Below are 13,737 nucleotides of genomic sequence, written 5' to 3' on the forward strand. Positions count from 1 at the left end.
AGCCGATCGGAGGGGGACCATGCAGGACGCTGTGCCATCCGTGATCAGGCTCAGGGCCCAGGCGCTGCTCGACGACGCGGACACAGCCGCCCTCCGCCTCTCCGGCACCCCGTCGGTCGCGACGGGTCGAGCCACTGTCGCGTTCTCCGTCGTCGTCGCGGGCGCCCTCACGCTCATGCTGAGCGACGCCGCACCTCCGCTCGTCCTGTCCGGGCTGATCGCCGTCCTGATCGCCGTGATCGTCCTCGTCGCCATCACGCGCCGTACGAGGAGCGTCCTCCCCCACGGGTGGAACCGGCGACTCGCGTTCAGCTCCTTCCTTCCCCCCGCGGCCGTCTACCTCATCAACGGCGCACTGCTGGTACTCGGTCATCGCCCGCAGTTGCCGCTCTGGGGCGCGCTGGGCATCGCGGGCCTGCTGGCCGCGCCCCTCGCAGCCAGCGGCGTGTGGCTCATCCGGCGTCGCGGACAGCAATCCCCTTCCCCGACGAGCGCATCGGACAACCCCTTCATCGTGCTCGCAGCCCTCGCAGCGGTGGACGCCGCCGGCCTGCGGAGCCTCCGGCTGGCGACCGGATTCCCGGACGACGCACTGGACCGGATCATGAGGGACCTCGACGCACGCGAGCTCGTGGACCTCGGGTGGGGCGGCAGCCGGCCCGGGCTGAACACCCCGGTGGCGCTGACACCTGCGGGGGCCGCAGAATTCGAGGATGTCCGGGCACGGCTGCGCCTAGAGGCCGACGGCATCCCGGACCGATGAGCGGACCGGTCCCCGTCCCCGATCCGATCGCCTTCCTCGCCGGGACCTGGTCCACCCGGCGGCAGCTCCTGGACCGCTCGACCGGCACCACAGGCACCTTCTCGGGGACCACGACCTTCACGCCCGACGGCGGCGGCCTGCGGTGGGACGAGGAGGGCACGGTCTGCTGGGCCTCGTTCCGGGGCCCGGCCACGCGCTCGTACCGCATCGACCCCGGGGGGCCCGGGGACACCGGGGCGACCGTCACCTTCCCGGACGGACGGGTGCTGTGCCACCTCGACCTGCGGTCGGGCACGGCACGCGACGAGCACGCCTGCTCCCCGGACACCTACCGCGTGCACTTCACCGTCACGGCCTACGGCACGGTCGACTACTCCTGGGACGTCACGGGTCCGGCGAAGGACCATCTCCTGACGACCGTCCTCACCCGGACCGGAGCCCCCTCCGCGCCTTCGACCGACGGTCCCGGGGCCCCGACACCACAGGACGCCGCTTGAGGGCGGGCAACTCGAACAGCAGATCCACCGATGCATGCGCCCGGGTGGAATACACCCAGGCCAGTCCGAGCGGCACCCCCACGCCCACGGCCAGGAGCAGCGGCAGCAACCACGTCCCCGCGACCCCGGCGGCCTCGGCGAGGGCGAGCGTCACCATGACCGGGCCGAGGTGCACCACGTAGAAGACGATCGAGTACCGTCCCACGAACTCGAGGGCCGCCGTCGCGCGGTTGACCCCGAGCCGGGGGAAGATCCAGCACACCACCCCGAGGGCACCCACCACGCCCCACACGAACTCGCCCCGGTAGAGGACGTCCCGGCCCGCCACGTTGAGCACACCCACGGTGACCGCCGAGGCCGCCGCCAGCGCGAGCACCCACGGCCTGCCGATGGCCCGCTCCACCAGGCGTGCGTGGCGTGCGCACCACGCGCCGAAGAAGAAGAAGGCCGCCAGGAACGCGAGGGTCCCGGGGCGGCCGTCATCCGGCAGCACGAAGGACAGCGCGAGCCCTGAACCCGCGATCACCAGGGGTGGCACGCGCCGCAGCGGATAGGCCAGCGCGTAGAACACGAGGATGAACCACAGGTACCAGAGGTAGGTGGGCGACAGGTAGAGGATCTCGGCCAGCCGAGCGGGGCCGAGGTCACCGCTGGCTGCGAGGATGATCACCGACCACAGGAGGTAGGGCCACGCCACCATGGAGGCCTTGCCCGCGAAGTACTCGCGCCCCGACTTGGCGACGGACCGCGGCAGCAGGATCCCCGAGAGGAACATCAGCACGGGCATGCGGAACGGCTCGAGGAACAGGTTGAACTGGTCGAGCCCCGGGGTCGGACCGACGGCCACACGGAGGGCCTCCCCCGCGTGCAGGACGACGACGAGGAGGATGGCGGCACCGCGCAGGCTGTCGAGCCAGCCGATGCGTGTGTGCTCGGTGGTGCTGATGGTGGCCTCCCCGGCGTCGAGATCCCACTGTAGGCATGCGCACCGGTACTTCGGAGGGTGGCCCTCCCCGGATGGCCGCAGCACGAGGGAAGTGGTACAGGCATCCATCCGGTGCCGTTGACAGGGAGTACTCCGTTCGCTTCGCTTGGTGCAAGGCGGCACGGCGGCACGGCGGCACAGCGGCACAGCGGCACGGCGGCACAGCGGCACGGCGGCACAGCGGCACGGCGGCACGGCGGCACGGCGGCACGGCGGCACGGCGGCACGGCGGCACGGCGGCACGGCGGCACGGACATGGTCCGACGGAGCAAAGGAGCAGGCCCATGCACTACGACTCCCGCCTCGCCGAGGGCCGCATCCGCCGGTTCCGCGATGAGCGGCTCGTCTCCGCCCTGTACCGCCGCACGGCACCGCTCACGCTGTCCTGCTGGGAGGTGCCCGACGAACCGGTACCGTTCGACGTCGCCGTCGGGCAGCGATTCCTGCCCGCTGCACACGGCATGACGTGGGGGCGCCCCTGGGGCACGGTGTGGTTCCATGCCGAGGGCGGGATCCCGGCCGCCTGGGCGGAGGAGGCCGACGTACGGGTCGAACTGGTCGTCGATCTCGGCTTCACCGGCCACCAGTCCGGCTTCCAGGCGGAAGGGACGGTGTTCGCACCGTCGGGCAGGATCATCAAGGCCGTGGCGCCCCTGAATCGGGCCGTCGGGCTCGATGCCGCCGGCGCGGTGGACGTCTACATCGAGGCGGCCGCGAACCCGGACGTCGCCCAGGGCTTCCGGTTCACCCCCACGTCGTACGGTGACAGGGCGACGGCGGGTGACGAGCACCTGTACCGGCTCACGCAGATCGAGGTGGGGCTCCTCGACCTGCCGGTCTGGGAGCTGCAGCAGGATCTGGACGCACTCCTCGGGCTGGTGGGGCAGCTCCCCGCGTCCTCGCAGCGACGAGCCGAGATCCTCCACGCGCTGCACCGCATGGTGGACACCGTGGATCCCGACGACGTCTCCGGCACCGCCGCATGCGGGCGGTCCGTCCTCGCTCCGGCCCTCGCTCGACCGGCGGCGGCGAGCGCCCACCACCTGCACGCCGTCGGCCATGCACACATCGACTCCGCCTGGCTGTGGCCGACCCGCGAGACCGTGCGGAAGGTCGCCCGAACGTTCTCGAACGTGTGCGACCTGATTGACGAGAATCCGGACGTCGTCTTCGCGGCGTCCTCGGCGCAGCACTACGCCTGGCTCCAGCAGTCCTACCCGGAGCTGTTCGAGCGCGTGAGGGAGAAGGTGGCGTCCGGGAACTTCGTGCCGGTCGGCGGCATGTGGGTCGAATCGGACACGAACCTCCCGGGCGGCGAGGCGCTTGCACGGCAGTTCGTCCTCGGGAAGGGCTACTTCCTGCGCGAGTTCGGGGTCGAGTGCGAGGAGGTCTGGCTCCCCGACTCCTTCGGGTACTCGGCAGCCCTCCCGCAGATCATGACCGCGGCAGGTGCGCGGTGGTTCCTGACGCAGAAGATCTCCTGGAACGAGACCAACAGGATGCCGCACCATACCTTCCGGTGGGAGGGCATCGACGGGTCCCGTATCTTCACGCACTTCCCGCCCGTCGATACCTACAACGCCCACCTCGGTGCCGACGAGCTCGCCCGCGCCGAGCGGCACTATGCGGAGAAGGGACAGGGCACGACCTCGTTGCTTCCCTTCGGCCACGGCGACGGTGGCGGCGGACCCACCCGCGAGATGATCGCTGCCGCGCGCCGCACCCGGTCGCTCGAGGGATCCCCCACCGTGGAACTGTCCGGTCCGCGCGCGTTCTTCGAGGCCGCCGAGGCAGAGTACCCGGAGCCGGCCGTGTGGTCCGGCGAGCTGTACCTCGAGTTCCATCGCGGCACCTACACCTCCCAAGCACGCACCAAGCGCGGTAACCGGCGGTCCGAGCACCTGCTGCGTGAGGCCGAGCTGTGGTCTGCGACGGCGACGGTCCGGACGGGATCGCCCTATCCGGCCGAGGAGTTGCGGGCGGCCTGGGAGACGGTGCTCCTGCAGCAGTTCCACGACATCCTCCCGGGCACCTCCATCGCCTGGGTGCACCACGAGGCCGAGCGGAACTACGCCGACGTGGCGGTGCGGCTCGGGTCCGTCATCGAGGCGGCGGCCCGCACCCTCCTGGGTCGGGGACAGGACACCGCCGTACTCAACGCCTCACCGTTCCCCGTCGGCGCCGTGGCCGCCCTCGCCGCGGGCACCGAGCCGGTCACCGCGAACGCGACCGTCAGGCGGACCGATGACGGTTTCGTCCTCGAGAACGGCTCCGCCCGCGTCGAGGTCGACACCGCGGGCCTCATCCGCTCGCTGTGGGACGCGACCGTGGAGAGGGAGCTTGTCACTGCCGGGTCCGCTGCCAACCTGCTGCAACTGCACCGCGATACGCCGACGCAGTGGGATGCCTGGGACCTCGACGAGCACTACCGCCGGATCACGACCGACCTCGTGGACGTCTCAGCGCTGGAGATCGTCGAGGGCCCCGCCGGGCAGGCACTGCGGATCGAACGGACCTTCGGCTCATCACGGGTCGTGCAGCACCTCGCTCTCGACGCGACCGCTCCGAGGCTGCAGATCAGCACGGAGGTGGACTGGCACGAGCGGCAGAAGCTGCTGAAGCTGGCATTCCCCCTCGATGTCCAGGCCGAGCGCGCGACGTCGGAGATCCAGTTCGGCCACGTCCACCGCGCCACGCACGCGAACACGTCCTGGGACGCGGCGCGCTTCGAGACGGTGGCCCACCGGTGGGTGCATGTCGGTGAGCCGGGCTACGGCGTGGCCGTCGCCAACGACTCCACCTACGGACACGACATCACCCGCACCCCGGCCGGACGGGCGACCACGACCACCGTCCGGCTCTCACTGCTCCGCGCACCCCTGTTCCCCGACCCGGGGGCGGACCAGGGCAGCCATCGCATGGAGGTCTCGGTCCTGCTCGGAGCGGGAATCCCCGACGCCGTCGCCGAGGGATACCGCTTGAACCTGCCGCTGCGGACCGTTCGCGGCGTGGTGCGGACGGCGGTCGAACCACTCGTCCGGCTCGACAACCCCGGCCACGTCGTCGAGGCCGTCAAGCTGGCCGAGGACGGCTCGGGCGACGTCGTCGTGCGGCTGTACGAGGCCCATGGGAACCGGTCGCGGGGTGCTCTTCGTGCGGGCTTCGAGTTCTCCTCGGTGGCGGAGACGGACCTGCTCGAGCGGCTGGTTGAGGACGTCGCCATCGCTCGGCGCGACGGTGACGGCGTGCACCTCGCCCTCCGGCCGTTCCAGATCGTCACGCTCCGCTTCGCCATGGCCTGCTGACGAAGTCGGACAGCGGCCCTGCCCGGAGCGCCATCTCCTCACGGACAGCGTCCCGAGGCAGAGCTTTCCCCGCGCGGAGGGTTTCTCATGTCGCTGACGGCGAGCGATGCTCGATCTGGCGACACATCAGGTCTCAGCACGAGGAGGATCACGCCCAGCCGGGGTCCTTCATGAGCCGGAGGTAAGCCAGGTGATAGTTCGGGAACGGCGGGGGAAGTAGGCTCAAGCCATCAACTTTCAGCCGCGTCTGCGGCTTCTCAGGGGGACACACTTTGCATACCCGCCGTCGTCGGGCCATGTCTGCGCTGACGTGCCTGGCCATCACCACTGCGGCAGTCGCCGTCGCCGTCGTGCCGTCGCATGCCACCGCTCGCGAAGGACAGCAGGTCAGCGCCCTGTCCCTCGTGTCGGAACTGGCCGTCCGTGCCGCAGTCGGGCCAGCGTACAACCGCGATCACTTCCACCACTGGACGGACGACGACGGTGACTGCCGGGATACCTACCAGGAAGTTCTCGCGCGAGACTCCCTCGTCCCCGTGACTCTGACGGCTGACGGCTGCTCTGTCGTGGCTGGTCAGTGGTCCTCGGCCTACGCCGGGCAGACGCAGACCGACGCAGCAGACGTCGACGTCGATCACCTGGTCCCTCTCAGTGAGGCCTGGTATTCCGGCGCTTCGACCTGGGACCCCGGCACGCGTCAGCGATTCGCGAACGACCTCGGCCTTACCGCCTCACTCGTCACCTTGACGAAAAGCCTCTCGGAGTCGAGGGGTGCGTCTGACCCGGACGAGTGGCTTCCACCGGCCGCCGACGCCCAGTGCCAGTACGCATCCGAGTGGGTACGTGTGAAGTACCGGTGGGGCCTCTCCGTGGATGCGACAGAGCAGGCGCAGCTTCTATCGCTACTGAGCGGCGAGTGCCAGGATTTCAGTGTCATCGTTCCGGCAATGGCGGTGGCAGTGCCAGTCACATCGACGCCCGGACCCACGCCGCCCGCGCCTGGACCCACGCCGCCCGCGCCCGAACCCACGCCGCCCGCGCCCGAACCCACGCCGCCCGCGGCCGGACCCACGCCTGAACCCACGCCGCCCGCGCCCGAACCCACGCCTGAACCCACGCCGCCGCCCGGCCCTCTGTTCAAGCACAGCTTTGACGGCACCATCTACAAGCAGATCAGTGGGGTGCCGTACGCCATCTCCTACGAGGAGTGGCGCGAGGTCTACAGGTTTCGTCCACCACAGCCGACCGCGACGGATTACGTGAAGTATCCCTGGTCGCCGACCGTCTACGCGGTGACATTCTGGACGCAGGATGAAGCATCGTGGCAGTGGACGGCCCTCGACTACAACCAGTACCGGATGGCGAGGTTCCCGAAGCCCAGGGCCGCTGGATGGATTCAAGGGAGTCATTACTACAAGTGGGGCACCTCGCCCGAACTCTTCGTGGAAGGCGCGGACGGGGTCAAGCACAAGCTGACCGGGGCGGAGTGGGCGGCTTCCAGGTACAGACCTTTCGTCGACCGCGCGAACGAGGGTGTTCTGAAACTGTCGTGGGCACCCGAGCTCGCCTGGATGAGCAACATCAGCACCGGTCAAGGGGCTCCGCTCAACTACCCGCGCTGGCAGGGAGAAGCACTGCCGACTCCCCGGACGGTGGCGCGGATCAACGGCGACCAGTTCTACCAGAACTACGGCAGCAGCACGATCTGGTACGCCGGGCCCGGCATGAACCGTCCTGTCACCTACTCCGAGTGGGTGCGGGCGGGCTCTCCAAGCTTCTCTGTGCGGGGCGCTCCCCCCGTCTACCCGTTCACCAGCGTCAAGGCCACGGCCACATCAGTGGTGCTCTATGGCGATTCACAACTCGACGGTGACTCCTGGAGTGAGCAGGGCGCCCGTGCTCTGGGCTTCACAGATCAAGCTTCACACTTCTCCTACGGCGGGATCGGTTACTCCACCTCCAGCCCTTCGGCCGGTGGCACCGGCTGGACGGCCGTTCAGCAGGGACGGGTGCCTTTTCCGGGTGGCTCCCCGGGTCTCGTACTGGTCTCCCTGGGCGGCAATGATGCCTCCGCGGGACGATCCGACGCGCAAGTCATCGCTGACAGTTCAGCCCTCTGGGCGAAGCTGAAGCTGATGTACCCGCAGAGCAGGATCATCATCAACGGCGTGATGTCCCGCAACGATGTCTCCCATAACCGGCGTCGTCACATTGACGACGTGCTGGCCGCCAATGCGGCCAGGCAGGGTGTCACGTTCGTCTCCGTTGCCGGCCTCGCCAGCGCGGCCAACGCTCAGTACTTGGATAACGTCCACATGTCACAGGCCGGGCACGACGCCGTCGCCCCGCTGTACACAGCGAGATTGGCGGCCGCACTCAAGAGGTAGGCATCAGAACGCAGGCTTGTAGACCGCTCAGGTCCTGCACGAGGCCAGCGGTGGGTTTCGCAATCTTCCGTGTGCCGTGTCCGGTGTTAGCTGGGGGAGAGTCGGCCGCGTCCATTGCGGGACGTCGTCCATTGCGGGACGTCGCGGAGGTGCCGGGCGATCTTACGGGTGGCCTCGGCGCCTTCGATGGAGGACCCCGTGAACCGTTCGAGGCGCCTTGGCGCCGACATGATCTGCGATTGCTGAGTGCGGATCAACGCGCTGGAGGAGTCAGGCAGAAGGGCTGAAATGCCCCTGACGCCAGTCGGCGCAGTAGCGTCTGTTACCTCCCGGTCAGGGCGCTGCTGCACCAGAAGAATTTCGGACGGACCTGATCCTCGCTCGGCCAGTATCGGAACACGTATGCTCAGGCCATCATCTTTCAGCCGCGTCCGCGGCTCCTCATGGAGAGACGCCTGTGAATAATCGCTTTCGGCGGATAATGTCCGCTTTTGCGTGCCTGGCTACGGCCGCATCCCTGTCCACGCTCGCCGTCACCCCCGCGCACGCTGAGGTGCGAGTCGGATCCGTGGTCCCTGCAGCAACGGCAGCGCAAGTGAACCCCGATTTGTTGTACAAGACCCCCTACGACGGAACCATCTACAGGATCGGGAACGGGTCTCCTATACCGATCAGTTACGACGAATGGCGGGACGTCTATGGCTTCCAGACTCCTCAGCCGACACCGACGGATTTCGTGAAGTACCCATGGTCGGCGACCGTCTACGCGGTGACGTTCTGGGCAGACGACGAGAATTCCTGGCAGTGGACTGCCATCGATTACAACCAGTACCGCACCGCCGGATCCCCAACGCCGAGGATCGCAGGGTGGATCCAAGGCAGCTACTACTACAAGTGGGGCACGAACGCCGAACTCTTCGTGGAAGGCGCCGACGGCGTGAACCACAAGCTCACTGGCCCGGAATGGGCGGCATCCGGCTACAGGTCGTTCGCCGACCGCGCCAACGAAGGGGTTTTCAAGCTCTCGTGGGCTCCGGAACTCACCTGGATGACCAACATCAGTGCCGGACAGGGCTACGCTCTGAGTTACCCGAGGTGGCAGGAAGAAGCCTTCCCGACACCTCAGGTAGTGCGGCGGATCAACGGCGATCAGTTCTACCAGAACTACGGCAGCACCACGATCTGGTACGCCGGCCCGGGCATGAATCGTCCGGTGAGTTACAACGAGTGGGTCGGAGCCGGTTCTCCTCGTCCCACCATGCAGGGCACTCCTCCCGCACCGCCGACCACTCCGCAGCCGCCACCGCCAAGTGGCGTGTACTACGAGAACTGCGACGCAGTTCGGGCAGCGGGTGCAGCACCGTTGTACCGTGGGCAGCCGGGCTATCGTCCGGGACTTGACCGTGAAGGCGACGGCATCGCCTGCGAATAAGGGTCGCTCGAGTAGTTGCTCGACCGGAAGGGCCGCCACAACGCATCAGTTATGGGGGCCCTTCCGCACCCCAACCTCAAGCCAGCGAAGCTCCCGCGTGTCTTTCGTATGGCGGCGGTCTACTGCCGCCACCAATCACAGAAACGCCGCATCTCCCACGGGATGAGGCGCTTCTGCTCACTGGGCTCGGGGGTGCGGCGGGTAGGCGGAGACAACCGGGTTGGAGACACTTGTGGGGTTCATAGGGTTGCGTCTGCTGTCGACGCTCCCGATTTTCTCTGCGACGGCGATCAGTGGGACTGCCGGAGATGGAGGGACACCTCAGTCCCCGTATAGCTCGCTCAAGGTCGACCAGAACGCCCTGGAAGGGCATGATTCGAGATCGGAGTCCGCAGGAGCTGTGTAGCGGCCCTCCTGGACCCTGCCCTACCCGGGCTCACGGCCTGGCCGTCCCATCAGGCGAAGAAGCGTGACAAGGTGCGGCGATGCGAACGTGGAAAGGCGCGTGATACGCATCAGGACGCCCACGAGATGCGTCCCGCACAGCCTTTGTGCCCTTTCAGTCGACTGTGGCGAAGCTCGGGCTGCCAATGAGGTTCCACGACCTGCGGCACCTGCACTTGAGTCTCATGCTCGCCGCCGGGAATGACCTGCACGGCGTCGCTGCTGCCCAGGCGTAAGAGTGTGCTCACGGACCAATGAAAAAGACCCACCAGGACCTCCGAAGAGGTCCCAGTGGGTCCAGATCTCCCGCCATTGCTGGCGAGTGGCAGATGAGGGATTCGAACCCCCGTAGGCGTTGCCAGCTGATTTACAGTCAGCCCCCTTTGGCCGCTCGGGTAATCTGCCGAACGTCTTCATAGGAAGACCACCCGCAGCAAGCGCGGGCAAGACAACTTTACAGACAAACCGCCCCGGAGACGAATCGGGCCCCCGATCAGAGTCCTGCAGCCACCCGGCGTTCGATCTGCGCATAGAAGGCGTCGGCCTGACCGGGGGTGGCCATGCGCAGCAGGACGGCCCGGTCGAGGTCGGCACGGACACCGGCGAGGCGTTCCGTCGAGGACTGCGCCGGGGTCGCGACGGCGATCGACGAGGCGACGGTGACGGAGGAGGCCGAGTCGAGGCCGAGGATGATGTCGTTCGCCTCGTGGTCCGCGGTGTCCGTGCTCGTCGCCAGGACGCGTGGGGGCACGGCGAGCGCCGGGGCCGCGGAGAAGCCCGTGAGGGTCGCCGCGGTGGCGGCAGCGAGGAAGGACCCCGCCACAGCCTTGCGGAGTCGGATCTGGTAGCGGCGGCGTGGCGTCTCGGACATCGGGCTCCTCGGGGTGCGGTGGATGCTCCCCACCGTGCCACCGGTGCTTGTGCAGCTGCCCTGTGGTTCCTGTGCACCCACTGGGAGAGACCGGCGCGGCCTCCGCGGGGTTGCGGATATTCTTGGAGCCAAGAGACCCAATCACCCCGAGGAGGCACCGTGGCGAGCGAATCCACGTTCGACGTCGTAAGCAAAGTGGACAAGCAGGAGGTGGCCAACGCTCTGAACCAGGCACAGAAGGAGATCGCCCAGCGCTACGACTTCAAGGGCGTCGGCGCCGAGGTCGACTTCAGCGGCGAGAAGATCCTCATGAAGGCGAACTCGGAGGAGCGCGTCCTGGCCGTGCTCGACGTGCTGCAGTCCAAGATGATCAAGCGCGGCATCTCCCTGAAGTCCCTGGACACCGGCGAACCGTTCCCCTCGGGCAAGGAGTTCCGCCTGGAGACCTCCATCAAGGAGGGCATCGCACAGGACATCGCGAAGAAGATCAACAAGCTCATCCGCGACGAGGGGCCCAAGGGCGTCAAGTCCCAGATCCAGGGCGACGAACTGCGCGTCAGCTCGAAGTCCCGGGACGACCTTCAGGCCACCATGGCGCTGCTCAAGAACTTCGACGAGGCAGATCTGCAGTTCGTGAACATGCGCTGACGCCCGACGTGATCGCAGACGACGACGGCGGCCCCTCCCGAGGGGCCGCCGTCGTCGTCTGTCCGTCCTGGGCAGGACCGTCCTGGGCCTGCCGGTCGAGGCCAGGTCAGGTGAAGTCAGGTCAGGTCACGTCAGCGGACGCTGCGCCATGCCCTCGAGACGTGCGATGCGCTGCGCCATGGGCGGGTGGGTCGCGAACAGGCGGCTCATCCCGCCGCCCTTGAACGGGTTGGCGATCATGAGGTGCGAGGTGTTCACGAGGCGCTGATCCTGTGGGAGCGGCGCACGCTGGGTCCCGGTCTCGAGCTTGCGCAGCGCCGAGGCGAGGGCCAGCGGGTCGTCCGTGAGGGCGGCGCCGTCCTCGTCGGCGTCGAACTCACGCGTGCGCCCGATCGCGGTCTGGACGAGGCCCGCGGCCAGGGGTGCGAGGAAGGCGAGCAGCAGTGCCGCGATGGGGTTGCCGCCCTGGTTCCGGTTGCCGCCCATCATGCCGGCGAACGCGAACATCTGCGCCACCGACGTGATGACACCGGCGACGGCTGCGGCGATGGATCCCGTGAGGATGTCGCGGTTGTACACGTGCATGAGCTCGTGCCCGAGGACGCCGCGCAGCTCACGCTCGTTCAGCAGCTGCAGGATGCCCTGCGTGCAGCACACGGCCGAGTTCTCCGGGTTGCGGCCGGTGGCGAAGGCATTGGGCGCCATGGTCGGGGAGACGTAGAGCCGCGGCATGGGCTTACCGGCACGCGTGCTGAGCTCGCGGACGATCCGGTACATCGCCGGCGCCTGCTGCTCCGTCACCTCGACGGCGCGCATGCTGCGGATCGCGATCTTGTCGCTGTTCCAGTAGCTGTAGGCGATCGATCCGACGCCGAGCAGGGCGAAGAGCCAGATGAACGCCGAGCTGCCGGTCGCTCCCGCGATGACCGCGCCGAACACGAGGAAGATGCCCATGAGGGCACCGAACAACAACGCCGTCTTGGCACCGTTGAAATGGTTGTGCACTGAGAACTCCTTGGCTGGTGGGGGCTTGGCGGCCCGTCAGTACAACGGAGGGTCGCAGCGGCCCGTTCCCCCTAGGGTACGGGGCGGGCCCCGTTCAGGGCTGGGGGCGGCGGGAGTCGTACTCGAGGAAGCGGGGCTGCCGGCGGGCGACGGCGAGGACCAGCACGGCGCACGCTATCCCTCCGACGACCGCGGTCCACCCCTCGCCCAGCCAGGCGGCCTGGCCACCGGCCACCATGTCCCCGAGCCGCGGACCACCGGCGACGACGACGATGAAGACGCCCTGGAGGCGCCCGCGCATCGCGTCGGGGGTGGCGGACTGGAGGATCGTGTTGCGGAAGACGCTGCTGATCGAGTCCGCGATACCCGCGAGGACGAGGCAGAGCGCCGCGGGCAGCAGCCAGACGGAGAACTCCCCCTCGCCCGGCGTCGGAAGGGAGGACGAGCCGGCCATGACGACGACCAGCCCGAAGCCGGCCACGGAGGCCCCCCAGCCCACGATCGACCACACCACCGCCTGACCCTGCTTGTGCACGCGGCCGAGCGGTCCCGAGAACAGCCCCGCCAGCACCGACCCGAAGGCGCTGGCGGCGAGCAGGATGCCCACGGTCAGTTCCCCTCCGCCGATGAGCACGGCCCCCACCGCGGGCAGCAGTGCCCGCGGCTGGGACGTGATCATGGCGATGAGGTCCACGACGAAGGTCATGCGGATGTTGGGCCGGGTCCCGAGGAAGCGGAACCCCTCGAGCACCGTGGCGAGCCCGGCACGGCGGGTTGGCCCCTCGGGCGGCAGGGGCGGGAGCCGGAACACCGCCCACAGCGCGAAGGTGAAGGTGACGACGTCGATCGTGTACGTCCAGGCGTAGCCCACCTGCGCCACGAGCAGCCCGGCGAGCAGCGGGCCGACGGTGAACGCCAGGCCGAACGTGATCATGCTGAGGGCGTTGGCCGCGGGCAGCAGCTCCGGCCGGACGAGCCGCGGGATGATGGAGCTCCGCGTGGGCTGGTTGATGCCGGCGGCGCCCGACTGGATGGCGATCAGGAGATAGAGCAGCCAGACGCTGTCCACGCCGATCCAGGCCTGCGCGGCGATGGCCATGGTGGTGCCCCACAGCGCCATCCCGGAGTACAGCGCCACCGTGCGGCGGTCCTGCGCATCGGCGATCGCACCGCCGTACAGCCCCGCGACCACCAGCGGGACGAGCGCGAAGAGGCTGAGCAGACCCACGCTGAGGGTGGACTGCGTGAGCGAGTAGACCTGCAGGCTGACCGCGACGATGGTGAGCTGGGTGCCGATGGCCGAGAGCGCCGTGCCGACGTAGAGCCGGCGGAAGGCCGGTGACTCCTTCAGCGGGGTGATGTCGGCGAGGAGGCGGGGCACGGGAGCAGTCTAGCGCGGA

10 protein-coding genes and 1 tRNA gene are annotated in these 13,737 nt (G+C 68.5%); 6 read left to right on the forward strand and 5 right to left on the reverse strand.

Features of this window, described 5'->3' with window-relative positions; all coding sequences use genetic code 11:
• Nucleotides 1-31 precede the first annotated feature (31 nt).
• Together V6S67_RS13820 and V6S67_RS13825 are read left to right on the forward strand one after the other, a co-directional pair.
• Complete coding sequence (locus tag V6S67_RS13820) at nucleotides 32-763, forward strand: hypothetical protein (RefSeq protein ID WP_334210771.1); 732 nt, start codon at nucleotides 32-34, stop codon at nucleotides 761-763.
• Nucleotides 760-1,260, forward strand: coding sequence for a DUF6314 family protein (locus V6S67_RS13825; RefSeq protein ID WP_334210772.1), 501 nt, complete (start codon nucleotides 760-762; stop codon nucleotides 1,258-1,260). The genes V6S67_RS13820 and V6S67_RS13825 overlap by 4 nt, the downstream gene beginning before the upstream one ends.
• On the opposite strand, the gene V6S67_RS13830 is transcribed toward V6S67_RS13825, so the two are convergent.
• Entirely contained in the window at nucleotides 1,187-2,290 is a 1,104-nt protein-coding gene (locus V6S67_RS13830) for an acyltransferase (RefSeq protein ID WP_334210773.1), read from the reverse strand. The two genes, V6S67_RS13825 and V6S67_RS13830, sit on opposite strands and share 74 nt — an antisense overlap.
• 239 nt (nucleotides 2,291-2,529) lie before the next feature.
• Between V6S67_RS13830 and V6S67_RS13835 the strand changes: the two genes are divergently transcribed.
• The 3 genes from V6S67_RS13835 (at nucleotide 2,530) to V6S67_RS13845 (ending at nucleotide 9,369) form a co-directional block, all read left to right on the forward strand.
• Nucleotides 2,530-5,550: an alpha-mannosidase gene (locus tag V6S67_RS13835; protein ID WP_334210774.1), complete on the forward strand. Its 3,021-nt coding sequence runs from the start codon at nucleotides 2,530-2,532 to the stop codon at nucleotides 5,548-5,550.
• 296 nt (nucleotides 5,551-5,846) lie between these two features.
• The gene (locus tag V6S67_RS13840) at nucleotides 5,847-7,937 is read left to right on the forward strand and encodes a GDSL-type esterase/lipase family protein (RefSeq protein WP_334210775.1); all 2,091 of its coding nucleotides are present in this window, start codon (nucleotides 5,847-5,849) and stop codon (nucleotides 7,935-7,937) included.
• A 595-nt stretch (nucleotides 7,938-8,532) separates the two neighbouring features.
• Nucleotides 8,533-9,369, forward strand: coding sequence for an excalibur calcium-binding domain-containing protein (locus V6S67_RS13845; RefSeq protein ID WP_334210776.1), 837 nt, complete (start codon nucleotides 8,533-8,535; stop codon nucleotides 9,367-9,369).
• Nucleotides 9,370-10,136: 767 nt separating this feature from the next.
• On the opposite strand, the gene V6S67_RS13850 is transcribed toward V6S67_RS13845, so the two are convergent.
• Together V6S67_RS13850 and V6S67_RS13855 are read right to left on the reverse strand one after the other, a co-directional pair.
• Nucleotides 10,137-10,218: transfer RNA gene (locus tag V6S67_RS13850), tRNA-Tyr, on the reverse strand.
• Nucleotides 10,219-10,306: 88 nt separating this feature from the next.
• The gene (locus V6S67_RS13855) at nucleotides 10,307-10,684 is read right to left on the reverse strand and encodes a hypothetical protein (protein WP_334210777.1); all 378 of its coding nucleotides are present in this window, start codon (nucleotides 10,682-10,684) and stop codon (nucleotides 10,307-10,309) included.
• A gap of 159 nt (nucleotides 10,685-10,843) precedes the next feature.
• Here V6S67_RS13855 and V6S67_RS13860 point away from each other — a divergent pair, with 159 nt between their 5' ends.
• Entirely contained in the window at nucleotides 10,844-11,332 is a 489-nt protein-coding gene (locus V6S67_RS13860; RefSeq protein WP_104051037.1) for a YajQ family cyclic di-GMP-binding protein, read from the forward strand.
• Between the two features lie 126 nt (nucleotides 11,333-11,458).
• Here V6S67_RS13860 and htpX read toward each other — a convergent pair whose 3' ends face one another.
• A complete protein-coding gene (htpX, locus tag V6S67_RS13865) occupies nucleotides 11,459-12,337 on the reverse strand; it encodes a zinc metalloprotease HtpX (RefSeq protein ID WP_334210778.1) in 879 nt (292 codons plus the stop codon).
• A 94-nt stretch (nucleotides 12,338-12,431) separates the two neighbouring features.
• On the reverse strand, nucleotides 12,432-13,718 hold the full coding sequence (locus V6S67_RS13870) for an MFS transporter (protein WP_334210779.1): 1,287 nt from the start codon (nucleotides 13,716-13,718) through the stop codon (nucleotides 12,432-12,434).
• Nucleotides 13,719-13,737: the final 19 nt, after the last annotated feature.

Source organism: Arthrobacter sp. Soc17.1.1.1, assembly GCF_036867195.1.
Taxonomy (GTDB): Bacteria; Actinomycetota; Actinomycetes; order Actinomycetales; family Micrococcaceae; genus Arthrobacter_D.